The sequence below is a fragment of the Bacillus sp. AFS037270 genome, from assembly GCF_002585305.1.
In genome coordinates this window covers 85,683-109,911 of sequence record NZ_NUNF01000028.1, presented here as the reverse complement: position 1 = coordinate 109,911, position 24,229 = coordinate 85,683, and the positions used below count along the sequence as shown (strand labels likewise).

Genomic DNA, 24,229 nt, shown 5'->3' with positions numbered 1-24,229 from the left:
CGCTGGAGCTGGACAATTTTCAGAGCAAATTTTATACTCTCTTATCTTATAAGAAAGGCAGAGGGAGATTCCCCTGCCTTTTACCATCATTTATTTAGTAAGGGTTTCAAGAGCAATAACGACCATATCATTAAAGGTTGTTTGCCGCTCTTCAGCTGTGGTATCTTCCCCGGTAAAAATATGATCGCTGACAGTGAGAATTGATAGTGCCGAAGCTCCATACTTGGCAGCTAAGGTGTACAAAGCTGTTGTTTCCATCTCTACAGCTAATACCCCATAATCACCTAACTTCTTCACGATCTCCATGCTGTCACGGTAAAACATGTCAGCCGATAACACATTGCCTGCCTTAATATCCATTCCCATTTGAATGCCATTTTCAAAAGCTCTTTTTAACAAGTTAAAATCAGCACATGGTGCATAATCAATCCCCGCAAAATTTAGGCGGTTAATATTTGAGTCAGTAGATGAAGTCATGGCAAGAATGACATCACGTACATGGATATCCTTTTGGATGGCACCACAGGAACCGACCCGAATTAAGTTCTTTACACCGTAATCGCGGATTAATTCATTTACATAAATTGAAATAGAAGGAATCCCCATCCCTGTTCCCTGAACGGAAACTCTTTTCCCCTTATACGTTCCTGTAAATCCAAGCATACCCCGAACCTCATTGTAGCAATTGACTTCTTCTAAAAAAGTCTCAGCGATATACTTCGCACGCAAAGGATCTCCAGGTAATAGAATACTTTCGGCAATTTCACCTTGTTTTGCATTAATATGAACACTCATTTGCTCATGATTACAGAGATAGTATGACCCTGTAATCATGTTCACCTCCTTTATATTTGTTGAGCCTCTCTATTTCTCACATTTCCTCGTGTAATTGAAAAAATGGCACATAGTAAGGCGAAGAAGACAAAAATCCCGCCAATAGAGGCATTATATAGAACGGAATAATGATTAATCACCATACCGCCAATAATGGATCCTAGAGCAATTCCAACATGTAAAGCTGAATTATTTAAACTTTGTTGAATGTCAGATGTTTCCGGTGAGGTCTCAATTAAATAGTTTTGTTGCGCCGGTGTAATCGCCCAGCTTAACATACTCCACACCATCATCACAATCACAAACAGAATGATAGAAAAAGTTACTTTTGGCAGGATAAACATAACAAGGCAAAAGATCACCACAATGGTCAATATACTTTTCTTCGAACCCCACTTGTCTGCCATAAAGCCGCCCAGACCACCGCCAAAGACAGCAGAAATACCAAAGATAAAATAAAAAAAACTAACCCATGCAGCATCTAAATGTAAGGTAGATTTTAGAAATGGCGTCAGATAAGCATACAGTGTTAAATGGCCCGTTAAAAACAAGACAGATGTTAATTGAGCAAACAAAATCTTTGAATTTTTTAAAGTCTTTAATTGCTTGCCAAGCGAGATAACCGGTTTGGGTTCAATTTTTCCCAGAAAGAAATAAACCCCAATCATCGAAATAAGTGTAAGGATCGCAATGAACAGGAATGGTGAACGCCAGCCGAAGTGATTCCCTACGATAAGTCCCGCCGGTACCCCTAATACTAAGGAACCGCTGATTCCCATAAAGATGATCCCAATCGCTCGTGCACGATATTCCTCTTTGACAATACTAGATCCAATGGTTACACATAGGACAACTAATAATGATCCACATGCAGCTGAGATCATCCTTGATAGGAAAAGCACAAGAAAGTTGGGACTTAAAAAGGCCACAAGATTCCCCACAAAAAACAGGCTTAATGTGATAAGCGCTAATCGTTTCCTTTCCACCTTAGCGGTTAACGTTAACAGGACCGGAGACGAAATCGCAAAAACAAGTGAATAGATGGTGATTAGTTCACCGGCTTTACTAACAGAAACGCCTAGCCCGCTCGAAACAATGTCTAAAATTCCGCCGACAATTAATTCCGCCATCCCTACTACAAAAGACACAATGGCTAAAATATATACTCTAAAATTCAACTAACCAAACCTACCTTTCACGAAATTATCAATTGGTTACTACCACAATAGTAACCTCTATTATATTCTTAATGCAAGAACTTTTTTTCTATATCTAAAAAGAAAAACCAGCTGAGTGCAGCCGGTCCGTTGTTGATAAAATAAAGTTATAGTTACAATCTTAGGTGTCACTTCAAGCAGTCAATGCAGTAAGAATCAATACTATTTTTCATTAACCAAGTTGCTGGCTAAATTCCTTCTCCTGAACCAATTCGCGCATCCTTCTAATATTTTTATATAAGCTTAATGATTTGTTCATAGTTTGTTCATCTATGGGGTGTAAGATAAACCTATGAAATTGATTTTACCTCTTTTTCATAAATGACCCCCTTTTAATATATTTTTTGGATCCAGCTGCTCGTCGGCTGGATTTTTTTTGCCCATTTGACCAAGCATTCTCCTGTGGTTGCCAGGTAGCCATGCACCGCCCACTCAAAATTGCATAGTTTAACATATGTTGATTAAAGGAGTGGAAAACAAATGGCATTTGAAATTCTCACGGTTGACCAAGTTATTCAAAGGTTAAAGGGCAGGAAGTACAAATATACTCAGGTACATCACACTTGGGAACCTAGTCATAATGATTTTAACGGCAAGAACCATCTCCAATTACAACAATCTATGAGGAATTACCATGTTAACACGCGTGGTTGGGATGACATTGGACAACATGTCACACTCATGCCAGATGGTTTATTTGTCACTGGCAGACCTTTTAATGAAACACCTGCAGGTATCGCAGGCTACAATGAAGGGGCATTTATGACCGAGATGTTAGGTAACTTTGATATCGGCCATGATGTACTAGAAGGCGCCCAGCTGAATTCAATGTTAAAATTGCAGCATTATCTTGTGACTGCCTGCGGGGCTAAAATTATGTTCCACCGCGAGCATGCTAGTAAGACGTGCCCTGGAACATCGATCAACAGAGACGAGTTTGTTAGCCGGGCAATCAATTATGATACCCTTCATCCTACCCTTGTTGCCGCTGCACATACGGAAGTACCATCATCCACATCGAGAACCACATCGAAAGCCACATCAAGAACCACTTCAAGCCCCAATCTGTTAAACTTAGGCGATAATGGGCCTGATGTAAAAAAACTGCAACAGTACCTGATCAAAGCTGGGGAAAAGCTCCCGAAATATGGGGCAGACGGTGATTTCGGAAAAGAAACAGAGGCTGCAGTAAGATCGTTTCAAGCAAAGCATGGGCTTGCTGTCGATGGAATTATCGGTCCGAAGACGAAGGCCAAACTTGAAGCAGCGGGGACTGCGGCGGCAAACCGTCCTTTTCCAGGTCACCTCATTAAAAGGGGCTCAAACGATGCCGTGAATATAAAACTGATTCAAAAAAGAGTTGGAGTAGCCCCAGATGGGATTTTCGGTCCTAAAACTGAAGCAGCCGTAAAGGCTTATCAAAAGAGCCATGGTTTAGCAGCGGATGGAATTGTCGGTCCTAAAACCTGGTCGGTTATGTTTTAGGGAGGAATTATATACTGTCAGCTTGTTGGAAGGCTGATAGATAGAGAAAAGACCTGCTGAAGCCGCAGGTCTTTAGTTATTTTATTTCTATAGGCATTTGATACATAGGTCCATTTTGTCGGGTCAATCACAACCAAGTAGTTCTTACTTCGTTTTTTACAAAAATTAAATAGGTCTTACCATTCTTCTTTTAGGTATTTGGACAATCATTGTGGTGAGCAGGCAATAAGATGAATTAGGACGGTGAAAAAATATGAAATTCTTCATCAATATCACTAATTTTATCGTGGACAATCTTTCTAATAATGCCAACATTAATTATGGGCCCACCTATCAAAATAGCCATACAGCCAACTCTACCATCATTGGCAGCAATATAAATATTGGTGATAACGGCACGATTGTCTCTAAAATCATCAATAAAGGTAACCAAACCACGCTTCCTAAGGAAAGTGACAGTGAGCAAAACTAATCCATATGAAACTCGGTGAATATTACCATAAATCCAGTGCACACACCAATAATGGTGACAGGCACCATTTCTCCCGTAAAAAAGAGACCTAACAGTTTTATTTGTTAGGTCTCCGGGTATTGAAATATTATTAATAAATTTTTAAGCTTCAGCTAGTAAGCTAGGTTCTAGGAAACTAGCTCTTTCACAAACTAATTTAAGATGATGACTTTTACGGTTTTTCTTCCAAAAGCCAAGGCTTGTGCTTTTGTTGGCATTAAAATATCGATTCTGTGGCCCTTAATGGCACCACCTGTGTCACCAGCAATCGCTTGGCCATAGCCTTCTACCCAAACTCTGCTTCCAAGAGGAATAATTCTTGGGTCTACCGCAATTACTTTCATATTTGGATTCGCTTTAACATTAAGACCCGTAGCTGTACGTCCTGAGCAGCCCGCACAATCGGGAGTATACGCAGTTGCCGTCACATATATTTCTTTACCTTGCGCAACACCTTGTGAAGCTCCGCTATTTTTTACTGGAGCCGCCGCCGGTCTAGCTGTTGCTGCGCTTGATTTTGCTGCGGCAGCAGCTGCGGCCGCACGAGCTTGTGCCTGTGCCTGCTCTTGTTGGATCGCTGCTTGAAGGTTCTTCATTTGTGACTCAATTCCCGCTTTTTCCTGCTGAGCTACTGCTACCTGCTGAGAAATTTGCGCGAATTTCTGTTGCATAACGGTTAAAGATTGTTGTCTTTTTTGTATATTTTGATCAAGCTGGGCCTGTTGGTCTGCAAGCGCTTTCTGATCTTCTTCTAAAACCTTCTCTTGACGGTCAATTACGGCTTTATCTTCTTCGATTTGTTTTAGATCCTCTTGCTGCGCTGTCAAAATATCTTTGTCTGCATCAATTAATTCTGATGCTGCACTAGCACGCTGGATAAAATCTGTGATACTGTTAGATTCAAAGAATATGTTAATCATTAAATTGACATTGCTGTTTTGCTGCATTGCTACTGCCCGCTTTTTCATCACATCTTCCCGAGCAAGCATTTTATCCTCAATCACAACAATTTCTGCCTTTTTCTCTTCGATTAACTTATTGGTTGCATCGATTTTTTCCTGTGTCTTTGCCATTGCATCTCTGTTCTTAGCAATTTCATCGGCAAGGGATGTTAATTCTGCTTGAATATTTTCTATTTCTTTATTAACCGTTTGTTGTTCTTGTACTTTTTGTTCTACTACTTGTTGCTTCTGCTCCAGCTGGGCTTCGGCGTTATGTAGCGCTTCAGTGTTTGTTTGTGCATATGTAACCATTGAACCTGATACACATAACATAGTTGTAAGTAACACGAGAATTATACGCTTTTTTGTCGTTGGCATACGCTTCTCCCTCCTTAGTTACTATATTTATACCAGACTAATGTAACAGTCATGTTACAGAAAGAATAAAAGTGTATCACAATTTGTCTTATTTCTATAAAAGTTGTCTAATCTGTGGCATAACAGTGTCAACTTTTGGGCAACGTGGGTATATTATCAAATTCAATAGTTTAATATAGTTAAATACAGTGAAAATACCATTTACGGTGACAGGCACCGGCTTGCTTCTAATTTCTTTTCTACGGCAAGGATGCGCTCTTTTTTCTTTTTTCGCGGCCGTTTTTTGCAATAGGGTGAGGTCCCTAAATAGGTACTCCTGTCCCCTTTCTTTACAATAAAGTTGGTGAATACTTCTATAACTTCTTCTTCCGTAAGAATTTTGCTGCTTTCTGCTATTTGCAAGGAATTGTGCTGGTAGGAGAGTATGATATGGTAACAATTAATATGGATCGAAATATTTGCTTGTTCTTCTAGTGGGACTGATTGATAGGAAAGGTTCATAGATGATGGGAAGGTTGAGAATGACTTTTCTGATAATAAGAATACATCGTAAATGCTCGGTTTCCTCGTAATCCGTATTTCTTGGTTATTAATAATTTCCCCAATAAACATCAATTTGCTATTATTCTCCAAACACAAAACCCCCAGTAATGACAATTATTTACACCAGCTTTTATTATTCGACAATAATATCCTTTATTCCTGCAGTCCCCCTTTCAAAAAACATCAAATTTCCCCATTTGTTCATGATTTCCACGTTAATAAATGTGCACAACGTTCACATCACAGTTTTTCAAACTATTAAACCGTTAAGTTAAAAACATGAATTGTTTTTACAGCGGTGAAAGAGATGGCTTTATCTGAAAAATTAAGGGAACTGCGTGATAAACAAAACTGGTCGCATGAAACACTGGCAGACATGATGAAAATGCACCGATCAACGATTAGTCGTTACGAAACAGGTAAAGCGATTCCCAACTACCAAACAGTCATACGATTTGCGGAAATCTATAAGGTGGAAAAAGAGTATCTAGTAGATGAACTCAATCAGCTCCTGCCAAATGTAGAGGCGCCTGGGTTTGTGTTAAAGGAAAAACTCGAGGATCCGGATGTTGGCATGATTCTTCAGCTTTTGCAGGATGAGCCTGATTTAAAAAAGGCACTTCTCGAGCTCCACCTCATGCACCCTAAACGCAAAGGTTTCTATTCCGACGCCATTACTACGTTTATAAAAGTAAATAAGAAGCATAAAGACAAAATGTAACACTAAAAAAGCCGCTGATACAAGTTCAGCGGCTTTTTTTTTAAAAAAACAGGGGGGTTTTTCAACTAGTTTGCCCTGACCGCTGAATTCTATACATTTTATTATTCAGAAAAATTATAAAAAAATCGGCATCATAAAAGATGCCGGAAAAATGGGGATACATCGGGGAAATGGTTGATTCTTTATACTAAGGGAAAATGAATTTATATTTTAAACTCGCTGTTACACGAGCCCCAAAGGGTAAATTTCAATCAATTGTAGGTCAAAGATGTAATGAAAATTTTTCAGGAGAATGGTGATGATGCCTTGGGTAGATTACTAGGGGGTCTCGTTCCTTGATGATATACTGCTGTTCCCGAATCAGACATTCTAACTGACGGACCCGGACTTGCAGGCTGTCCACATTTTTATTGGCCTTACCAACCATCTTAATTAAACTCTCAAGCAGCTGCTCTAGATTGTTAAGGTCGTCCTCATGAAATCCCAACGGCTGTCTCCTCCTTTTTTGGTTCCGGTACCACATCGTGCGGCTTGGCACTTAGGAAACGGATGGTTTCCGCCACTACTTCCGTGACATATACCCTTTTCCCCTCCTTATTATCGTAATTGCGCGATTGCAGTCTGCCGGTAATTCCTACCACCGCTCCTTTTCGACAGTATTGGCAGGTGTTTTCTGCCGCCCTCCGCCAGATTGTACACTGAACAAAGTCCGTCTCAAACTCGCCATTATGATTACGAAACGGGCGATTCACAGCAAGCGTAATTTGCGCCACAGCCGTTCCATCCGTCGTCTTTCTTAATTCTGGATCTCGGGTTAACCGGCCGACAAGTGTGACTTGATTGATCATGCTTTCACTCCTTCACCATTTGATGGCTTTATCATAGCGCTTTTGTTACACTGGTGTAAAATGGCGATAAGTCAATTATCAGGACTGTTTTTGTCATGAATTTCAATTTATCCTCCCTGTTTTCGTCATTCATCTACCCGTTTTTCCCTGTTAACCAAGATTAACCAAGTTTCGACAAAAACTTTTCGACATTTGCTTTCTCACGACATATGTTATAATTAGGAAAAATGATATAGGAGGTAGCGATGAAATCTTTTAAATTATACTCATTGGATGTAGTGGATGATGGAAATTCAGTGGAAATCCCATTAGTGGATGGCTTAATTTTGAACAAAGAAGACGAACACTCCACCTGGCTGCTTGAAGCTTATACAGACCTGTCCCTCTATGATTATTTTAAAAAAATCTCCGAGGAGGACCGTGATATCATCATTGAAGCGGTTATCACCAAGAAAGAGAACGCCCCTGCCTATTTTCAAACCAAGATTTGCTCGCTGATTAAATTCGAAAAACATATAAGCGTCCTGTTTCAAGGCCAGTTGCGCCGGAATAAGAGTGATTATTCTGAGCTATTGCTAGACAGCCTGATTGAAAAGGGGTTCAAAGGACCGGAACTGCTTAAAGAATTCAAGGAAAAAATGCAAAGTAAACCAAAAATTAAAGTGAAGAATCCTTAAAAACCAGCCCAAGCTGGTTTTTTTATTTGTGAATTTTTTGTTGCCTTTTTGGGTATTTTTAGGCGATACTTAAATGACAAAGGGGGAGTTTTTTTGGAGAGTTTAATTGGGTTTCTTATTAGTTTAGCATTTGCCATTTTTTTATTTATTGATGCACCTAAGCATAACAAGAGCCGCTGGTTGTGGGCCATTTTAGGTTTTATTTTCGGTCCGATTGCGTTGGGGATTTATTTTATTAAAACAGGCCGTAAGGTAGCAGGATGGATCATTACGATACTAGCGATTCTTGTTTATGTTGTGATTATTGTCCTGATTGCTTTAGCTGCGGCATTAATGGTCAACGGATTTTCTTGAGGAAAAGGACAGGCAGCACGCCTGTCCTTTTTTTATCGATCTATGTTGTCTCTGTCATTTCGATCAATGTCATCCTCAATGATTTCTTCTGGCTTCGTGTTCAGATCTTTCGCAGGGTCTTTATCAGTGTCGGTGTTTGTATCATTTTTATAGTCGTTTACATCATCGTCGTCGATATTATTGTTATCGATCAGATTATCGTTGTTGTCATCCCTTAGGTTGTTATCCGCAGGATTTTGGATATTATTCCTAACTTTGTTATCGGTGATTGGCGCATTTTTATCATCATCATTGTTGTTACAGCCGACTAAAACCACCCCTGACAAGATAGAACCAATGAGTAATTGAAAAAGCTTTTTCTTCAAGGTAAGGTCCCCTTTCGTAAATTGATTTGCCTTCTTAGGGTACCCTCCATTTGATTATTTTTATCCCAAAAAAACGACTGAGATCCCCCCAGCCGCTGTTGTAAACTATTCCTTTTTTTCTCCAAGTGCAAACGTGATTTCTGCTTCACAAGCAATCTCGCCGTCAACCGTCGCAACTGCTTTACCCCTGCCGATAGGGCCGCGCAAACGAGTCATTTCCACTTCCAGGCGAAGCTGATCACCAGGTTTGACTTGCTTTTTAAAACGGCAATTGTCAATTCCTGCAAAAAAGGCTAAGCGGCCTCGGTTCTCTTCTTTTTTTAACATCGCGACAGCCCCGACCTGTGCAAGTGCCTCAACGATGAGTACGCCAGGCATAACAGGATAATCTGGGAAGTGACCGTTAAAAAACTCTTCATTAGCAGACACATTCTTTATACCGACCGCTCTCTTGCCTTCTTCCACTTCCAAGATACGGTCGACAAGTAAAAATGGGTAGCGGTGCGGGATGATTTCTTTAATTTGTTCGATATCCAACATATTTAGTACCTCCTCCTAGTAACTGATTCCATTCTACTATATAGAAATAGGAAGGGCAATTGCTCCCTTCCTGGTTATTTCTTATCGACTAAATCAATTATATGTGTCCATGTTGATCCTTTAAATACATCTCCCACATCTCCGCCGCCAAGCATACCATATCCAACCGCTGCTCCCGCTGTCACACAGATAAATACACTAACTACTAAAAGAACAAGACGAAGCCAGATCGGAATCAAACGAATCCGAACTCGTTTATTGGCTTGAGGCGCTGGTGCGGAATCTGTCTTTTCCACCACTTTGGTTGTTTGCAGTACCTCTTCTTTTGCCTTTTTATGTTCTTCTCTCGTTCTGACTTGCCCATTATTTCCTGTCATTCATTAATTCCCCTTTAACCAAATTCCGCGCTTTCCACGAATTTGGCGAGTTAATACATATTATAACCGGTTTAATATCTCTATTATAAAAAATTATTCCGAAATACTCATTATTTTTTTTCTGGAAGGAGCATGAGGAGCATGGGGACGGTTCCCATGCTTCTTTGGAAGCGCAAGAACCGTCCCCATGCTCCCAAATAAAAAAGCCCAATGACGTGAGGCTTGTCCAGCCTGGTTCATTAGACTTTTGTTGGTGATGTTTATCCTAGTTTGCGGTTTGGAATACGGTCAATGTTATCAAGCATGATGCCTGTGCCGATTGCTACGCAATCCATCGGGTTTTCGGCAACCAATACCGGTACCTTAAGTTCTTCAGCAAGGAGCATGTCGATGCCGTGCAGCAATGCACCGCCTCCGGTTAGAATCACTCCGCGGTCAATAATATCCGCAGAAAGTTCTGGCGGGGTACGCTCAAGTACACTTTTTGCTGCTTGAACGATAACAGCCACTGATTCACGCAATGCGCCTTCGATTTCTTCAGAATAAACGGTAATGGTGCGAGGCAGTCCGCTCACCATATCACGGCCGCGAATTTCCATTTCCTCTTTGCGGGAACCTGGGAAAACGGTACCGATGTTAATTTTAATATTTTCAGCCGTGCGCTCCCCGATCAATAGCTTATACTCGCGCTTGATGTGATTGAGGATCTCCATGTCGAACTTATCGCCGGCCATTTTGATGGAGGAAGAAGTCACGATATCGCCCATTGAAAGTACGGCCACATCTGTTGTTCCTCCTCCGATATCTACTACCATGTTACCGCTTGGCTGGAAGATGTCCATTCCGGCACCGATTGCCGCCACCTTTGGCTCTTCTTCCAAGTAAATCTTTTTACCGCCGCTTTTTTCAGCAGCTTCCCTGATCGCCTTTTGCTCAACGCTAGTGATGTTCGTTGGACAGCAGATTAGGATGCGAGGCTTCGATAAAAAGCCTTTTACGTTCAATTTATTTATAAAGTGCTTTAGCATCGCTTCTGTCACATCAAAGTCAGCGATTACGCCATCTTTAAGCGGTCGGATCGCCACGATGTTTCCAGGTGTACGGCCGACCATGCGGCGTGCTTCTTCACCTACAGCTAAAACCCTATTTGTATTTTTATCAATCGCCACGACGGAAGGTTCATTCAGTACAATTCCACGGCCTTTTACGTGAATTAGCACGTTGGCCGTTCCTAAGTCAATCCCAATATCCCTTGCAAACATTCTCTTTTCTTTCCTCCTTGGAAACAAAAATCCAGATACTTTCCCTAATTGACAATTGTACCATATTCCTTAAGTTTTCCATAACAATTTAATGTAATTATAATGTCTTTTTGAAGGATTTTTGTTGAAGTTTAGGAGTTCTGGATAAAAAAATCGAACTGTTTGCATGAAAAGAGCAATCTGGGATCAGATTGCTTGTTTCACCTTTTTTAGGTTTCAATGGAAGGTCCAGTTAAATGAGGTTCCTTTGGAAAGTGGCTTAAACTTACTTTACAGCCTCGCCTTCCTTTTCTTCTTTCTGATATTTCATTTTTGTCGCCTCTCCACCCCTGAGGTGACGAATTGATTTATGGTAATCTAGAATTTCCTTTACCTCATTTGCCAAATCTGGATTAATCTCAGGAAGTCTTTCTGTCAAATCCTTATGGACCGTACTTTTGGATACGCCAAACTCCTTCGCAATGACGCGAACCGTTTTCCTCGTCTCCACGATATACTTTCCAATCTTGATAGTTCTCTCTTTGATGTAATCGTGCACACTCTCGCCCTCCCTAATTTGGATGTGAGAAGTGTGAAATGAGACCCGCTTATCACTTCGACGAATTCTACTTCCGTGTGTAGTATTAATGGTGACAGGCACCACAAAAAGACATTATCCACGCTAGGCGGACACTGGTTGCATATTTGTTCCACACGGCAGAAAGTGGTTACCTTCTGTCAATACAATGAATAATCATGTCCCCGGCTAAATACCCGCTATCTTCAAACGACTCCTCACCTCAAACACTCTCTTTGTAAAGGTTTGTAACCATTTTATTAGCTTGGATAAGGGTTTATGCACAAAATAGACAATCGGGACAAGGCGGGTCAGGAAATTTTTTGAAAATAGGACAATTTCATTTTTTTCGACACTCGCCGGAAACCCACGTCTCCCAAGGGTTTCTCCCCTATTCAAAATTAGAATGGCTTAATGACTTGTGAGGAATTTTGTCGAAGGATTTTTTTAAAAAAATGTTATTTTAATGCAATTTGTTTATCAATTTTTGCGAAGGAGAGCTTGAAAAAATTTAAATTTCTCCGCTCGTCCAGCCCCGGGAAGACTCTACTTGCCTGTTCAAAATATTATATAATGGTCCTATCACAAATTATTCTCCCTTTAATAATCACTTGGAAAGGAACTCACTTCATGACCCCATTTACGGAAAATGTCATAAAAATTATTCGCAGCATCCCGGAGGGCAAGGTCATGACTTATGGCCAAATCGCCGCGCTCGCTGGAAGCCCCCGTGCCGCCCGCCAGGTTGTTCGTGTCCTTCACTCCATGAGCAGGAAATATGAGCTTCCCTGGCACCGTGTTATCAACAGCCAAGGCAAGATCGCCCTCTCAGAAGACGAATCTTACCATGAGCAGCTTTTCTCCCTCGAAAGTGAAGGTGTTAAAATTGGCCTGAATGGCATCATTGATTTGAAAAAATATCAATTTAACCCAGAGGAATAGAGAAGATCTGCTCTTCCAACAGACCCTATCAAACATAGGAGGAATTTCTCAGAACCCCCCGCGCGGCCGAATCCAAAGAACTACATTCCAAAAAAGTAACATCACAGAAAAAAAGTCCAAATCTCGTGAAAGCCTTGAGCCCCAAGGCTTTTTTTACTGCAAAAATGTATCATAGACGGGCTGATCAGCCTGGTGCTAACATTCATAACGTTATGGATGTTTTACTAGGGTTTTATTTTTTTGAAATCGTTTGCATCAACTTAGTAAACACACTCTCTATAAAGAGGAGGCGATCCATTTTTAAATTAATCTTAAGCATCATTCTCAGGAGAGACCTTCACCATGAGATACTTCTATCCTTGGTCCAAAAAACAAAGGAGTGAAACGAATTGGGGAAAACAAAAATCTTTGCTATTGCTACCACATTAGGCCTTATTTTTTCAAATCTTCCATATGCAAGTGCCATCACAGACTACAAAACTCTATCAAGTACCGATTTTGAAAATAACGATCCATGGGGGTTCACAACCGCTAATGCAACCCTCTCCATTAATAAAGATAATGTCGGCGGCAACACGACCTCCAAGCTCCAATACAGCATTGTCGACCAAAAAGGCGGCCGCGTGGCTACTAAGAATCTTGACTCAGCTGCTAAAGGACAAAATATCCTTGTAAAATTCGACTGGTATCCAGGCAAAATCAATGATAAAGGGTCCACGCCCGATGAAAACGGCGGCGAGTTTAGGCTTCTGGACAGTGCAGGCAATATTGTCTTTACGCTAAACAACACCAATAAGTCTCCGCTGACCTATTTCGCACGCGGTCAGGCCCCAACGAAAACAAGCATCGCCAATCCGGAGGCCTGGTACCATTTTGAAGTTAATTTTGATATCAGCACCAATCAAGTAAGCTTAAAAATAGCCGATCAAAATGGCACTGCGATAGAAGAACATACTTCACCTATTGATAGCTCCCTATTTGATGGCTCCGTCGCCAGCATGAGGCTCGTCGGTATCCGGACAGCTGGAAACAATGAAACATGGAACACCTATCTTGATAATGTCGAAGTTTCTAATGTCCCTGTATCTAGCAACACCCTTTATTTAGTGGAAAAACTTCCCTACCAACGTGTTTATGTAAATAAAACAACAAATGACATCTCATCGATTGGTCTTCCAAAAACCGTTAACGTCACGCTTGCCGATAATAGTAAACGGGAAGTGGCTGTAACTAAGTGGGAACCAGTTGGAAATGCGTGGGATCCTAGTAAGGCTGGCGTTTACGAGTTCAATGGTACCCTTGCTGAAACAGACGGCATCGTGAATTCTTTTAACAAAACGGCAAAAATCTATGTTTACAATCGCCTGACTCCTCCTGAGAACGAAAGACAAACTGAGTTTCTTGACAGGGGCGTCATCGCGCTTAAATCAGATGACGGCATCTTTGTGAGCTGGCGCTTGCTTGCGGATGAATATGATAAAGACGTGAAATTCAATGTGTACCGCAATGGCGAAAAATTGAATACCGATGCACTCGATGTTACCAACTACCTTGATGCCGCAGGTTCTCCGGAGGACACTTACACCGTGGAAACACTAGTAAATGGCAAATCCACTGAGAAAAATGAAGTGAAAGCGGCAAGTAAGGATTATCTATCGATCCCAATGCAAAAACCAGAAGGCGGCACCCTTTCCAATGGTCAAGCCTATACCTACTCGGTGAACGACTCCGGTGTTGGCGATTTAGACGGCGACGGCGAGCTGGAGGTCATTGTCAAATGGTACCCATCGAACGCGATTGATAGCTCATTTGCCACTCCGACAGGGCCAACCATTTTTGACGCCTACAAATTGGATGGCACCCTTTTATGGCGGATGAATATGGGCTATAACCTTACATCTGGCGCCCATTATAATCAATTTGTTGTCGCAGATTTTGATGGCGATGGAAAAAGTGAATTCCTCATTAAAACGGCAGATGGCACGAAAACCTATGGTGCTACTGATGGCAAGTTTGATAGCAGTAAGGTCGTCAGTGCAATCGGTAACCCAGAGGATGATGGCAAATATGTTAACTCCGGCGGCCATGTCTTTGGCGGACCTGAATATATGTCCGTTTTCAATGGTGAAACAGGTAAGGTCATTGATACCATCGATTACGCTTTCCCTGTTGGCGAAGAGGACGGCGGCGCTTCATGGGGTGACACGTGGTTTAACCGTTCGGACCGCTTCTTATCCGGTTTAGCTTACTTGGATGGTAAAAAACCAAGTGCGATTATTGGAAGAGGTTATTACGAGCGTACCACCTTTGCCGCTTATAGCTTAGTAGATGGCAAACTTAAAGAGGAATGGACTTTTGACTCTGATAAAGAAGGCCGTGGCGGCGGCTTAGGTTTCCACAATTTAGCCACTGGTGATGTGGATAACGATGGCTATGATGAAATCATCGCAGGTTCCCTGACGCTTGATCAGGATGGCAGCATTCTTTATGCCATGGACGGAAATATGGGCCGCGAACAAGGCTCCCACGGTGACGCGTCACATGTTGGAGCATTTGATCCTGACCGCGAAGGTCTTAGTGTCTTTGAAGTCCATGAAATCCCGGCTGTTGCCTCTGAGGAGCTCCATGACGGGGCAACAGGGGAAACCTTGATGTCGTACTACGCTTCTGTCGATGCAGGCCGTGGGGTGGCGGCAAACATCACTTCCAGCCCTGGTTATGAGTTCTGGGGAGCTGCTGGCTCGACGGTTGCAACTGGCGGCGGGATTTACAATGTCAAAGGCGGTGTCGAAGCAGACAAAAAGCCAAGCGGACTATCGACTAACTTTGCCCTTTATTGGGATGGCGACCTGTTGCAGGAATTACTAGATGATACATCTATTACGAAATATAACGAGAACACAGGTAAGGTGGATCCTTTAAAATCTTTTGCAGGTGTTCATAGTAATAACGGCACAAAGGCGACACCAACGCTGCAAGCTGACATCCTTGGCGACTGGCGTGAAGAGGTTCTCCTGCCAACAACGGACGATACAGAGCTTCGAGTGTTTAGTACGACCATCCCGACTAACTACAGACTTTACACCTTGATGCAGGATCCTTTGTACAAAAACGGAATCGGCATGCAGAATAGCGCCTATAATCAGCCGCCGCACATTGGTTTTTACCTTGGTGAGGATATTAAAGACACTGTCTCGGCCGGTAAAATGAAGGCACCAAGTGTGGATTACACACCAAGCCTGCAAGCTCTAAAACACACCGTAGACCTTGAGTTAAATACACCTGTTTTAAAAAATAAACTAGATCAAGCTCAGCATCAGTTAGACATTGGCAGATCTGATCAGGCTGCGAAATTTATGGAGGATTTTATCAAGCAGCTCGGTAACGTGGACGATGCTCTGAAGACCAAATTAACGGCGGATGCTCAGGATTTGATTGTGGAGTGGAATAAGTAAGTTTTGAGGATGAGGTTAGGCAGAAGGTTGCCTAGCCTTTCTCCTGTTTTTGGATCATGGGTCGGTGAATTTTAAATTTGGTGGGTAAATCCCAATTTCGGCAGGCAATTTTTTAAAATGGCTGGTAAATCCACAAAATCAGCAGGTATTTTCTAAAAATGCAGCGGTAAAACCAGATATCTTCAGGTATTTTTAAAATAGCAGGTAAACTTACAATTTTGGCAGGTATTTTTTTATAATGGCAGGTAAATCTCCAATTTCGGCAGGTATTTTTTTATAATGGCAGGTAAATCTACAAAATCGGCAGGTAAGCCCTGGTCCCACTAATTTCCCTGCTCCCAAAATCACGAGTCCCCCCTTTTTACCCAATAAAAAAACACAAGTGACATAAAAATCTCACTTGTGCCTCCATCTTATTTCCATTTCTCATACACACTCTTCACTTTCTTCACCGGCACCTGCGATCCGCCCCGGTCTTGGACATTCTCGACCATCATTGCCACCATCAAACTCGGATTATCCGAATTATAAGCAATAAACCAGCCATTTTCCGTGCCCGTTTCCCCTTGCTTCTGCTTGATCTCCGCCGTCCCCGTCTTGCCCGAGAGCGGATATCCAGAAATCTCAGCAGCATGCGCCGTTCCGACTGCATCGCTCACAACCTTACGTAGGTCCGCAGCAATTATTCCGACATTATCAGCCGAAACCACCGCTTCCTTCCAAACCTGCCCCTGCTGCTCATCCGCCAGCAAAATCGGTTTGATCATATTGCCGCTATTCACAAAAGGCGTATAGGAGGCCATCAAATGAACAATACTCATCTGCACCTGACCCTGGCCGTAGCCTGAGTCAGCAAGCGCGATATCATTTCCCATCGAACCGGTCATCGACTTCTCAAGCGGGTACGGATATCCGAGCTCCTCTTCAAAGCCAAACTTCTTTAATCCATCAACAAACTTATCTTTCCCGATTTTCAATGCTGCCTGCGCAAAATAAATATTATCTGAATACACAAGCGCCTTTTCCAGGTTCACAGGATCCGTTCCGGCATGAACCCTCGTCACAAAGTAGTTGCCCCAGGATTTATTCTTTTGCCATTGCTTGCCGATAATCGGCACCGCCTCACCCGGCACAAGTGTACCATTCGCCAAACCGACCGCGGCCGTCAATGGTTTCATCACCGATCCCGGTGCATATGCCTGTTTAAACCGAGTCGTCAACGGCTTCTTCGGATCATCCTGAAGCGTCTTCCATTCTTCCGCAGAAAAACCGAGCTCCGCCTGATTCGGGTCAAACGACGGACTGCTGACAAGCGCGAGCGTCTCACCAGTCAACGGGTTCATCGCTGCCGCTGTCCCGGCCTCCCCGCCCATCTCAGTAAATACCGATTTCTGCATCTCAGCATCAATCGTCAGCTTGACATCCTTGCCGTCAACCACCGGCTTCTCGGCCAGCACCACATTCGCTGCCCCGGCGGCCTTCTTCTTGATAACAATCTTCACGCCGCTCGTCCCCTTCAGCTGCTCATCCAGCACCTGTTCAAGGCCGCGCTTTCCAATCACATCACTACTCGTGTAGCCCTTATCTTTGAGTTTCTCAAGCTCATCCGCTGTAATCGCCCCGACATAGCCGACAAGCTGTGCAGCAGACTGCCCATAAGGATAAACCCGCGCTTCTACCTTACGCGTTTGTACCGGCTCCAACGCCACCAACTGCGCGATCCGTTCCTTGTCGTCCATTGACACCTTTGCGAGCGGCACAAACTGACCTGGCTTCACCCAGCTCGCCCCGAGGGCCTTCGTAATCTGCTCCGGCGTCATTTTTAACAATGGTGCTAACTGCGCAATGACAGGATCATCTGCCTTCCCTGCAACCACTCCGACCTCGTACACCTGGCCATTCACCGCCAGACCCGAGCCGTTACGGTCAAAGATCTCACCTCGTTTCGGCGCAGTCGTACTCACGCCAATCGTGTCACCTTCCTTTAATCCTTTAAAAATAAACTCGGTATTCCAGTCTACATACCAGTTCTTGTTACCGTCTCTTTTTTCTTCTTGCAATCTAGCTTGCTGTGTATATTTTATCGGTCCAGCCATACTATCCATGCTGGTGGTAAAAGAATATTGGGCTTGTTCCTTGTCGCCCTGACTCTCTTTCGGCTTTTTGAAGTCAATCTTGAGGTTGTTAATCTGAAGGTCATCGTAGAGTTTTTGATAGCGACTTGCAAACTGTTCCTTGGTGATATTCTTTTTTGCATCACTAGAAAGATAATCATACATTTTCGTAAACTTTTGCTGGTTCCATAAGGCTATGTAATCGGAGAATCGTTGTTCTGGGGTGGGTTCCTTACTGCAGCCTGCAAGAGCTGTAATGATGAGCAGGAGCAGGATCCCTATCATTTTTTTCAAAACCAAATCCCTCCTTTTATTACCATTTTAACATATATGCACAAGGAAACGGTTTTAATGTAAAAAATGTATCCAAGCCCCATTTACATCGAAAGTCACATTTAAGAAAATATTAATCGTTTATTAATAGTTTGTTCATATCTAGGCGCTATACTATGTTTATTCACACTTATTCAAACCCCCTTTGATAATCCGGCCTTTGTGCCGGATTTTTTTTTGCTCAAAAAGTGAGCGCGGGGACGGTTCTCATGCTTCGGAAGCATGAGAACCGTCCCCGCGCTCACCTGCACACATAAAAAAAAAGAGGAAAGTATTTATTCCCCTTCCCCTTTGTTACGCTATTATGAGTTGCTATTATCTGTAGAGTTGCTTGAATCATTTGTAGCCGGATCTTCAATTTTTTGTTGATCTTGCTTTACGTCCGGAGTTTTTGATGATTCTTTACTATCATTCGTAAGGGTGTCTTCTTGCAGTGTGCTCAACGATTTTTCGAAGTAGTTTGTTGGGTTTACTGCTACACCGTCTTTACGGATTTCAAAATGTACATGGGTTCCAGCTTTTTCATTGAACAAGCTTTGTCCAGCCTTGGCAATAACTTGATCTTGTTTTACTTGGTCGCCAACCTTCACTTTTATGTCTTTAACAGATTGGTATTGTGTAACAATTCCATTGTCATGATCGATTTCAATGACATTGCCTAGGGTTGCATCTTCTTCGACACGTGTAACGGTTCCGCTAAGTGATGCGGTAACATCAAAGCTTTCGCCTTTTTTCGTTGTGATGTCGATACCAGTGTTCGGTACATACGTATTATTGTAGAATACTAATGCCGATTCCTGGTCTGCTGCTTTACCTTGGAAATCATAGAATTTAGTTTTTACGACAGCATCATCGGCGCTTGCAACTGGCATTTTGAAGTTTTCAATTGCTTTGTTGACTTCAACTGCTGGAGCGTCGTTCTTTTTACCGGAAAGGTCAGTGGCCTTGTAATCATACTTATTTGTGTTGCTGCTTGATGATTGATACCATAGAACCCCGGTTAAAATGATTGCTGCACTTGCGATATAAATGGCTGGAAATACCCAACGCTTTTTGAAAAAGCGTTTTACACTGGAACTTTGAGAAGATCGCTTGTTTTCTTCCTCTCTCATTTTCATCACCTCAGCAATCATTCTGAACAGATAAGTAGAATTATATACACGGCGATAAAAAAATTTTTAAAACTTATTTTTCGACAGTGAGGAAGTTTTTATGCATTCTTTTTGTAAAAATTTTTCAGGGGGAGGTTATGGGGCTGGGGCGTTTGCATATGTTGTGAAAAAAGAGCATGGGATCCCCAAGCTCTTTTTTGACGTTATAAATAGGAGCGGTAGTAAAAAAGCATGCTGGCGAATGATAGGATTGTATAGGCCAAAGAGGTGATGAATACTAGGCTGGGTGAAAACTCAAACTTTTCTCCTTGCGTTTTAACCCCAGTTGAGCCCTGGATGCTTCCATCAACGATTCTGGTGGTTACGCCCCCCTTGGAGGTGAAGAACCAGATAACAACCGTTGCCGCCAAGCCCACTACAAAGGCATAATCAATGAATTTGGAATTCGTATAGTGAGTGATTCCAAAGGTAAGTACCATTAACACGATTAAAGTAATCATTATCGTTAGTAATTTTTTAAAAATCTCTCTCCCCCCCTTTTTTCTATATATTCACATAATAACACAATTTTGGAAATATTTTCTGTCCTTGTAGGATCCGGTATAGGCTAATCCCAGCTGGCGCAGAATTCGGTGTGCGGTCTTTGGGGAGTCGATCTGAAAAAAATGGCGCAGCTCTTGATTGCTTATGGTCGGCTTACATAAGAGAAAGTAGTGATTAATGGCTTGGATGTGAGCGGTTTTGGATTTATTTTTACAATGAGGGCATAGCCACGTGCCGTATTTGTAGCTCATGGCTAGGCAACCGCACTTAGGACAGTGCACGCCGGTGAGGATTTCATCTTGGGATAGGTTGAAATGGTCGAGGATGTCAGTTTTATCAGGAGTATGGCTCGCTAAGAGGAGGCGCTTAAGTTTGCGGAGTTCTTTTTGATTCAGCCTTTCCTTTTGATTCATATTTGCGGTTTGGTTGATTTTTTCGACGAGTCCCTCGCTGTTACAGATAAACCGGAAAATCTGTTCGTTCCCCTTCTCGACTCTAATGAGTGCTTTTTCATTGCTGTTAACAAATTGGTAATAGATTGGGTATTCACCAAAATGGTGCTTCTTGAGCCATTTGCTAAGCTTTAGGGCCTGGAGTTTTGCTTGCAGTACGGGATTTTGAATTCGCTCTTCTTTACCGGGTGTTTGAATTGTGGTCTGATTGAGGTATTTTTTAAACTGATATTCACCGATTCTATTTTTGACTTCAAGTATGAGGCCAAAGGTGGTAGTTAGTAGGAGGATATCAATCTGAAAATAGTATTTGGCTAATGGAAGGCGCAGGTTGTGGAAAAAAGAAGAGTTTTCCTCAGGGAGCATGCTCAGATAGAAATCTAGTGATTTTTCACCCTTGTATCCCGCTAGTCGATTTTTGTACTCATTTATAATTGCGGGTCGAATGGGGTGGTTGGGGGTAATCCGAGTGTCGAGTGCTTGGATTTTTTGAATAAGTACTGGAAGTGTGAGTTCTTTCGCGAACAAATACATCAATCCTTTCTTTTTTTATAAAATTTCTTTACTTTTACCCGATATCCTGCACGAATTATTTGTCGATTTTATGAATTGTTTGGGAGATGGTGGATTATGGGGATCAAAGTGTTACCTTTTCTAAAAGAAAGGATTCTTTACCTGCCACTTTGAACGAAATACCGGCCATGTTTCAAAAATTTTCGAAAAATACCTGCCGATTTTTATTTTTACCGGACACTTTTCACTATTTACCGGACACCTCTCGAAAAAGTACTCCATACGGTACCCTCTCTTCTCCTGTGGAAGTTACCATTTTTAATAGAAAGGACTCTTTACCTCCCACTTTGAACCAAATACCTGCCGTCTTCCAAGAATACCTGCCAATTTTCATTTTTACCGGACACCCTTTACAATTTACCCCCAACACCTCCCGAACAACCACTAAACACCAAAAAGCCAGGCGCACCACCTGGCTCTGAAAACATTATTTCTGCGCAGTTAAAGTTGATAACATACTCTCGGCAGAGGCAATCTCTACCCCTTTATAATAATGCTTCACAATCTCCTTATAATCCGACCCATCCTCAGCCATACCGTTCGCACCGTATTGACTCATGCCGACACCATGCCCGAAGCCCTTCGTCGTAATTACAATATTATTACCCTTTCGCTGCCAAGAAAAATCGGACGACTTCAGATCCAATTTTTCACGAATATCCTTACCCGTTAACACCTTTCCATTAAAGTTTACTTTCGCAACCCTTTTTCCAGTGGTACGGGCGACAATTTTTCCGATCGTAGAACTTGCGCCAATCTTCACACCGAGCTTCGCTTCAAACGCTCTCACCGTTATCACCTTTTGATTAGAAAACTTCGGTGACTCTTTATCCCATGGACTCGCGACACTCCGTAAATAAGGAATACTGCCTGCCCAGTAATCCTCTGAGTCTTCGGTATAACCATTCCCAGTTGAAAAGAAGAGTGCATCAATCGGTTTTCCAGCATAGGTTAAAATCTGGCCGCCCGTCGAGCGAACTGCTTCGAGGACCTTTTTCTTTTTCCAAGCATAATCCCGGCCCCAATCTCGCCTCATTTCGGCATCATTCATATAAACCTGGTGGATTTGCGTATCCGTAACCTGCGCACCCTTTGGCACACCCATCGTATCCTTATTTACCAATCTGTTTACGATATATGTCCGTGCCGCCAGTGCCTGTGCCTTGAGTGCCTCTTCCTTAAAATCTGCAGGCATTTCGGCTGCCACAACCCCAACAAGATAATCTTCAAAAGGTACTTTTTCAGTTACCCCCTTAGCTGACCGAAAAACGGATACGGTTACGCCCGTCTGTGAGTCCACACCTGGGGCTGTTTTCGTTTCTTTGGCTGAGGCCTTCGTTAGGTCTTCTCCTAGCTTTCCGCTCGTCTGATGCGCACCTGAGAATGGTAATACAACAACACAGGGGATAATGATGGTTAAGGCAATGAGGAGCGATGCTAGTACGATGAGTGGTTTGATTTTATTCATGATCGTGCCTCCAGTTTGTAAAATTTGCAGCCAGCACAACCTGCCGGAATACATCTCCATTCATACATATGGAAGCGGACAAGCATTTATTACAGATTTTTCAGCGAAACATGTTGAAAATGGTGACAGGCACCGATAGCAGTTTATCCAATGTAGAAAACTACTAAACGGTGCCTATCATCCCCTTTTCACCACCGCAAAATAAAAGAATCCCTTAGTACCGCAGCCGTCGGATATCAGACGACTGCCTACTAAGGGATTCTTTCACTTAAATTTCACTCTATTTTATTAAGCTTTAAGCATTCATATCAGAAACATATTTCTTTACTTCGACAAATGTTTCATCTGCTTCTTTGACACGTTCGATATCTGCGCCTAACCCAGCTAACTTGCCGTGGAAGTCTACATAACCGCGGTCTAAGTGTTTCAACTCAGTCACGCGTGTCACACCTTCAGATACTAAACCAGTCAGAATCAACGCTGCTGCTGCACGAAGGTCAGTCGCAGACACTTCTGCACCCTGCAAATTAGAAGGACCATTTAAAATAACAGAACGGCCTTCAATCTTGATATCGGCATTCATGCGGCGGAATTCTTCCACGTGCATAAAACGGTTTTCAAATACCGTTTCAGTAATCATAGAAGTACCTTCAGCACGAAGCAATAACGCCATCATTTGTGACTGCATATCTGTTGGGAAACCTGGGTGCGGCATCGTTTTAATATCGACTGCCTTTAAACGATCAGGACCGATGACACGAACACCATCCGCTTCCTCATGAATCTTAACGCCCATCTCTTCCATTTTCGCAATCAAAGAAGATAAGTGTTCAGGCACAGCACCTCTAACCAATACATCTCCGCCCGTAATCGCCGCAGCTACCATAAACGTACCCGCTTCAATCCGGTCAGGAATAATTGCATGATCGGCGCCGAATAATACATCCACGCCCTCAATACGTAAAGTACCAGTGCCTGCACCCTTCACGCGAGCGCCCATTTTATTCAAGAAATTAGCTAAATCGACAATCTCAGGTTCTTTCGCAACATTCTCAATAATGGTCGTACCCTGTGCAAGAGATGCTGCCATCATGATATTTTCTGTTGCACCTACACTTGGGAAATCTAAATAAATCTTTGCACCTTTTAAGCGGCCGTCTACCTCCGCTTCAATAAAGCCATTCCCTACCTTAACCTTCGCACCCATGGCTTCAAAGCCTTTAAGATGCTGGTCAATCGGACGGGATCCAATCGCACAGCCGCCAGGCAATGCTACCCGAGCCCGGCCATTTCGAGCCAATAGCGATCCCATAACAAGGACCGACGCACGCATTTTTCGTACGTATTCAAACGGCGCCTCTTCTTTTAACACTCTAGATGCATCAACAACAACTGTATTATTGTCAAAAGCCACTTCAGCGTTTAAGTTACGTAGCACTTCATTAATTGTGTATACATCGGAGAGTGTAGGTACATCACGTATCACACTTTTTCCATCACTTGCTAATAATGTTGCAGCGAGAACAGGCAAAACGGCATTTTTTGCACCTTCAACTTTAACCGTTCCATATAGCCTTTGTCCGCCGCGGACGATGATCTTTTCCAAGAGTATTCCCCTCCGCGTCCAT

24 protein-coding genes are annotated in these 24,229 nt (G+C 42.6%); 8 read left to right on the top strand and 16 right to left on the bottom strand.

Features of this window, described 5'->3' with window-relative positions:
* Positions 1-90: 90 nt before the first annotated feature.
* Together deoD and COD92_RS14395 are read right to left on the bottom strand one after the other, a co-directional pair.
* Positions 91-795 carry a purine-nucleoside phosphorylase gene (gene deoD, locus COD92_RS14400; protein WP_098527866.1) on the bottom strand — a complete coding sequence of 235 codons (705 nt, stop codon included), beginning with the start codon at positions 793-795 and terminating at the stop codon, positions 91-93.
* A gap of 50 nt (positions 796-845) precedes the next feature.
* Positions 846-2,012: an MFS transporter gene (locus COD92_RS14395; protein WP_098527843.1), complete on the bottom strand. Its 1,167-nt coding sequence runs from the start codon at positions 2,010-2,012 to the stop codon at positions 846-848.
* Between the two features lie 519 nt (positions 2,013-2,531).
* Here COD92_RS14395 and COD92_RS14390 point away from each other — a divergent pair.
* Together COD92_RS14390 and COD92_RS31590 are read left to right on the top strand one after the other, a co-directional pair.
* A complete protein-coding gene (locus COD92_RS14390; protein ID WP_098996425.1) occupies positions 2,532-3,536 on the top strand; it encodes a peptidoglycan recognition protein family protein in 1,005 nt (334 codons plus the stop codon).
* A gap of 253 nt (positions 3,537-3,789) precedes the next feature.
* Entirely contained in the window at positions 3,790-4,008 is a 219-nt protein-coding gene (locus tag COD92_RS31590; RefSeq protein WP_141561108.1) for a spore germination protein, read from the top strand.
* A 191-nt stretch (positions 4,009-4,199) separates the two neighbouring features.
* On the opposite strand, the gene COD92_RS14380 is transcribed toward COD92_RS31590, so the two are convergent.
* Both COD92_RS14380 and COD92_RS14375 read right to left on the bottom strand, forming a co-directional pair.
* Complete coding sequence (locus tag COD92_RS14380) at positions 4,200-5,366, bottom strand: 3D domain-containing protein (RefSeq protein ID WP_098527840.1); 1,167 nt, start codon at positions 5,364-5,366, stop codon at positions 4,200-4,202.
* 201 nt (positions 5,367-5,567) lie between these two features.
* Positions 5,568-5,999 (bottom strand): hypothetical protein, encoded by a 432-nt coding sequence (locus COD92_RS14375; RefSeq protein ID WP_098996424.1) that lies wholly within the window; start codon positions 5,997-5,999, stop codon positions 5,568-5,570.
* 217 nt (positions 6,000-6,216) lie between these two features.
* On the opposite strand from COD92_RS14375, the gene COD92_RS14370 reads away from it, so the two are divergent.
* Positions 6,217-6,630: a helix-turn-helix domain-containing protein gene (locus COD92_RS14370; protein ID WP_098527838.1), complete on the top strand. Its 414-nt coding sequence runs from the start codon at positions 6,217-6,219 to the stop codon at positions 6,628-6,630.
* Positions 6,631-6,892: 262 nt separating this feature from the next.
* Here the strand turns inward: COD92_RS14370 and COD92_RS14365 are convergent, their stop codons facing one another.
* Together COD92_RS14365 and ssb are read right to left on the bottom strand one after the other, a co-directional pair.
* Positions 6,893-7,117 (bottom strand): hypothetical protein, encoded by a 225-nt coding sequence (locus COD92_RS14365; protein ID WP_098527837.1) that lies wholly within the window; start codon positions 7,115-7,117, stop codon positions 6,893-6,895.
* Positions 7,104-7,478: a single-stranded DNA-binding protein gene (ssb, locus tag COD92_RS14360; RefSeq protein WP_098527836.1), complete on the bottom strand. Its 375-nt coding sequence runs from the start codon at positions 7,476-7,478 to the stop codon at positions 7,104-7,106. The genes COD92_RS14365 and ssb overlap by 14 nt, the downstream gene beginning before the upstream one ends.
* Positions 7,479-7,723: 245 nt before the next feature.
* Here ssb and COD92_RS14355 point away from each other — a divergent pair, with 245 nt between their 5' ends.
* Complete coding sequence (locus COD92_RS14355; protein WP_098527835.1) at positions 7,724-8,155, top strand: YwpF family protein; 432 nt, start codon at positions 7,724-7,726, stop codon at positions 8,153-8,155.
* 93 nt (positions 8,156-8,248) lie between these two features.
* Complete coding sequence (locus COD92_RS14350) at positions 8,249-8,509, top strand: hypothetical protein (protein ID WP_098527834.1); 261 nt, start codon at positions 8,249-8,251, stop codon at positions 8,507-8,509.
* A gap of 32 nt (positions 8,510-8,541) precedes the next feature.
* On the opposite strand, the gene COD92_RS14345 is transcribed toward COD92_RS14350, so the two are convergent.
* The 5 genes from COD92_RS14345 to spoIIID form a co-directional block, all read right to left on the bottom strand.
* On the bottom strand, positions 8,542-8,874 hold the full coding sequence (locus COD92_RS14345; protein ID WP_098527833.1) for a hypothetical protein: 333 nt from the start codon (positions 8,872-8,874) through the stop codon (positions 8,542-8,544).
* Between the two features lie 105 nt (positions 8,875-8,979).
* Positions 8,980-9,414, bottom strand: coding sequence for a 3-hydroxyacyl-ACP dehydratase FabZ (gene fabZ, locus COD92_RS14340; RefSeq protein ID WP_098527832.1), 435 nt, complete (start codon positions 9,412-9,414; stop codon positions 8,980-8,982).
* Between the two features lie 74 nt (positions 9,415-9,488).
* On the bottom strand, positions 9,489-9,791 hold the full coding sequence (locus COD92_RS14335; RefSeq protein WP_098996423.1) for a DNA-directed RNA polymerase subunit beta: 303 nt from the start codon (positions 9,789-9,791) through the stop codon (positions 9,489-9,491).
* A gap of 260 nt (positions 9,792-10,051) precedes the next feature.
* A complete protein-coding gene (mreB, locus tag COD92_RS14330; RefSeq protein ID WP_098527830.1) occupies positions 10,052-11,053 on the bottom strand; it encodes a rod shape-determining protein in 1,002 nt (333 codons plus the stop codon).
* Between the two features lie 265 nt (positions 11,054-11,318).
* Complete coding sequence (gene spoIIID / locus COD92_RS14325) at positions 11,319-11,591, bottom strand: sporulation transcriptional regulator SpoIIID (protein ID WP_040207082.1); 273 nt, start codon at positions 11,589-11,591, stop codon at positions 11,319-11,321.
* Between the two features lie 648 nt (positions 11,592-12,239).
* On the opposite strand from spoIIID, the gene COD92_RS14320 reads away from it, so the two are divergent.
* Both COD92_RS14320 and COD92_RS14315 read left to right on the top strand, forming a co-directional pair.
* Complete coding sequence (locus COD92_RS14320; protein ID WP_098527829.1) at positions 12,240-12,551, top strand: MGMT family protein; 312 nt, start codon at positions 12,240-12,242, stop codon at positions 12,549-12,551.
* 389 nt (positions 12,552-12,940) lie between these two features.
* On the top strand, positions 12,941-16,006 hold the full coding sequence (locus COD92_RS14315; RefSeq protein ID WP_098996422.1) for a rhamnogalacturonan lyase family protein: 3,066 nt from the start codon (positions 12,941-12,943) through the stop codon (positions 16,004-16,006).
* A 413-nt stretch (positions 16,007-16,419) separates the two neighbouring features.
* On the opposite strand, the gene COD92_RS14310 is transcribed toward COD92_RS14315, so the two are convergent.
* The 4 genes from COD92_RS14310 to spoIID all read right to left on the bottom strand — a co-directional run bounded on the left by COD92_RS14310 (position 16,420) and on the right by spoIID (position 22,601).
* Positions 16,420-18,405 (bottom strand): penicillin-binding transpeptidase domain-containing protein, encoded by a 1,986-nt coding sequence (locus COD92_RS14310; protein ID WP_098996426.1) that lies wholly within the window; start codon positions 18,403-18,405, stop codon positions 16,420-16,422.
* A 350-nt stretch (positions 18,406-18,755) separates the two neighbouring features.
* The gene (gene spoIIQ, locus COD92_RS14305; RefSeq protein WP_483295675.1) at positions 18,756-19,571 is read right to left on the bottom strand and encodes a stage II sporulation protein SpoIIQ; all 816 of its coding nucleotides are present in this window, start codon (positions 19,569-19,571) and stop codon (positions 18,756-18,758) included.
* Positions 19,572-20,116: 545 nt separating this feature from the next.
* Entirely contained in the window at positions 20,117-21,088 is a 972-nt protein-coding gene (locus COD92_RS14295) for an NERD domain-containing protein (protein ID WP_176541058.1), read from the bottom strand.
* Between the two features lie 472 nt (positions 21,089-21,560).
* Positions 21,561-22,601, bottom strand: coding sequence for a stage II sporulation protein D (gene spoIID / locus COD92_RS14290; protein ID WP_098527823.1), 1,041 nt, complete (start codon positions 22,599-22,601; stop codon positions 21,561-21,563).
* On the opposite strand from spoIID, the gene COD92_RS31970 reads away from it, so the two are divergent.
* The gene (locus tag COD92_RS31970) at positions 22,579-22,740 is read left to right on the top strand and encodes a hypothetical protein (protein ID WP_176541056.1); all 162 of its coding nucleotides are present in this window, start codon (positions 22,579-22,581) and stop codon (positions 22,738-22,740) included. The two genes, spoIID and COD92_RS31970, sit on opposite strands and share 23 nt — an antisense overlap.
* 156 nt (positions 22,741-22,896) lie before the next feature.
* On the opposite strand, the gene murA is transcribed toward COD92_RS31970, so the two are convergent.
* Positions 22,897-24,207, bottom strand: coding sequence for a UDP-N-acetylglucosamine 1-carboxyvinyltransferase (gene murA, locus COD92_RS14285; RefSeq protein ID WP_098527822.1), 1,311 nt, complete (start codon positions 24,205-24,207; stop codon positions 22,897-22,899).
* Between the last annotated feature and the right edge of the window lie 22 nt (positions 24,208-24,229).

What these genes read in the sequence shown, in the direction of transcription:
- deoD (WP_098527866.1), bottom strand. Translation starts at nt 795, where the DNA reads ATGAGTGTTCATATTAATGCAAAACAAGGTGAAATTGCCGAAAGTATT.
- COD92_RS14390 (WP_098996425.1), top strand. Translation starts at nt 2,532, where the DNA reads ATGGCATTTGAAATTCTCACGGTTGACCAAGTTATTCAAAGGTTAAAG.
- COD92_RS31590 (WP_141561108.1), top strand. Translation starts at nt 3,790, where the DNA reads ATGAAATTCTTCATCAATATCACTAATTTTATCGTGGACAATCTTTCT.
- COD92_RS14380 (WP_098527840.1), bottom strand. Translation starts at nt 5,366, where the DNA reads ATGCCAACGACAAAAAAGCGTATAATTCTCGTGTTACTTACAACTATG.
- COD92_RS14370 (WP_098527838.1), top strand. Translation starts at nt 6,217, where the DNA reads ATGGCTTTATCTGAAAAATTAAGGGAACTGCGTGATAAACAAAACTGG.
- ssb (WP_098527836.1), bottom strand. Translation starts at nt 7,478, where the DNA reads ATGATCAATCAAGTCACACTTGTCGGCCGGTTAACCCGAGATCCAGAA.
- COD92_RS14355 (WP_098527835.1), top strand. Translation starts at nt 7,724, where the DNA reads ATGAAATCTTTTAAATTATACTCATTGGATGTAGTGGATGATGGAAAT.
- fabZ (WP_098527832.1), bottom strand. Translation starts at nt 9,414, where the DNA reads ATGTTGGATATCGAACAAATTAAAGAAATCATCCCGCACCGCTACCCA.
- COD92_RS14335 (WP_098996423.1), bottom strand. Translation starts at nt 9,791, where the DNA reads ATGACAGGAAATAATGGGCAAGTCAGAACGAGAGAAGAACATAAAAAG.
- mreB (WP_098527830.1), bottom strand. Translation starts at nt 11,053, where the DNA reads ATGTTTGCAAGGGATATTGGGATTGACTTAGGAACGGCCAACGTGCTA.
- COD92_RS14320 (WP_098527829.1), top strand. Translation starts at nt 12,240, where the DNA reads ATGACCCCATTTACGGAAAATGTCATAAAAATTATTCGCAGCATCCCG.
- COD92_RS14310 (WP_098996426.1), bottom strand. Translation starts at nt 18,405, where the DNA reads ATGATAGGGATCCTGCTCCTGCTCATCATTACAGCTCTTGCAGGCTGC.
- spoIIQ (WP_483295675.1), bottom strand. Translation starts at nt 19,571, where the DNA reads ATGAAAATGAGAGAGGAAGAAAACAAGCGATCTTCTCAAAGTTCCAGT.
- COD92_RS31970 (WP_176541056.1), top strand. Translation starts at nt 22,579, where the DNA reads ATGAGTGGTTTGATTTTATTCATGATCGTGCCTCCAGTTTGTAAAATT.
- spoIID (WP_098527823.1), bottom strand. Translation starts at nt 22,601, where the DNA reads ATGAATAAAATCAAACCACTCATCGTACTAGCATCGCTCCTCATTGCC.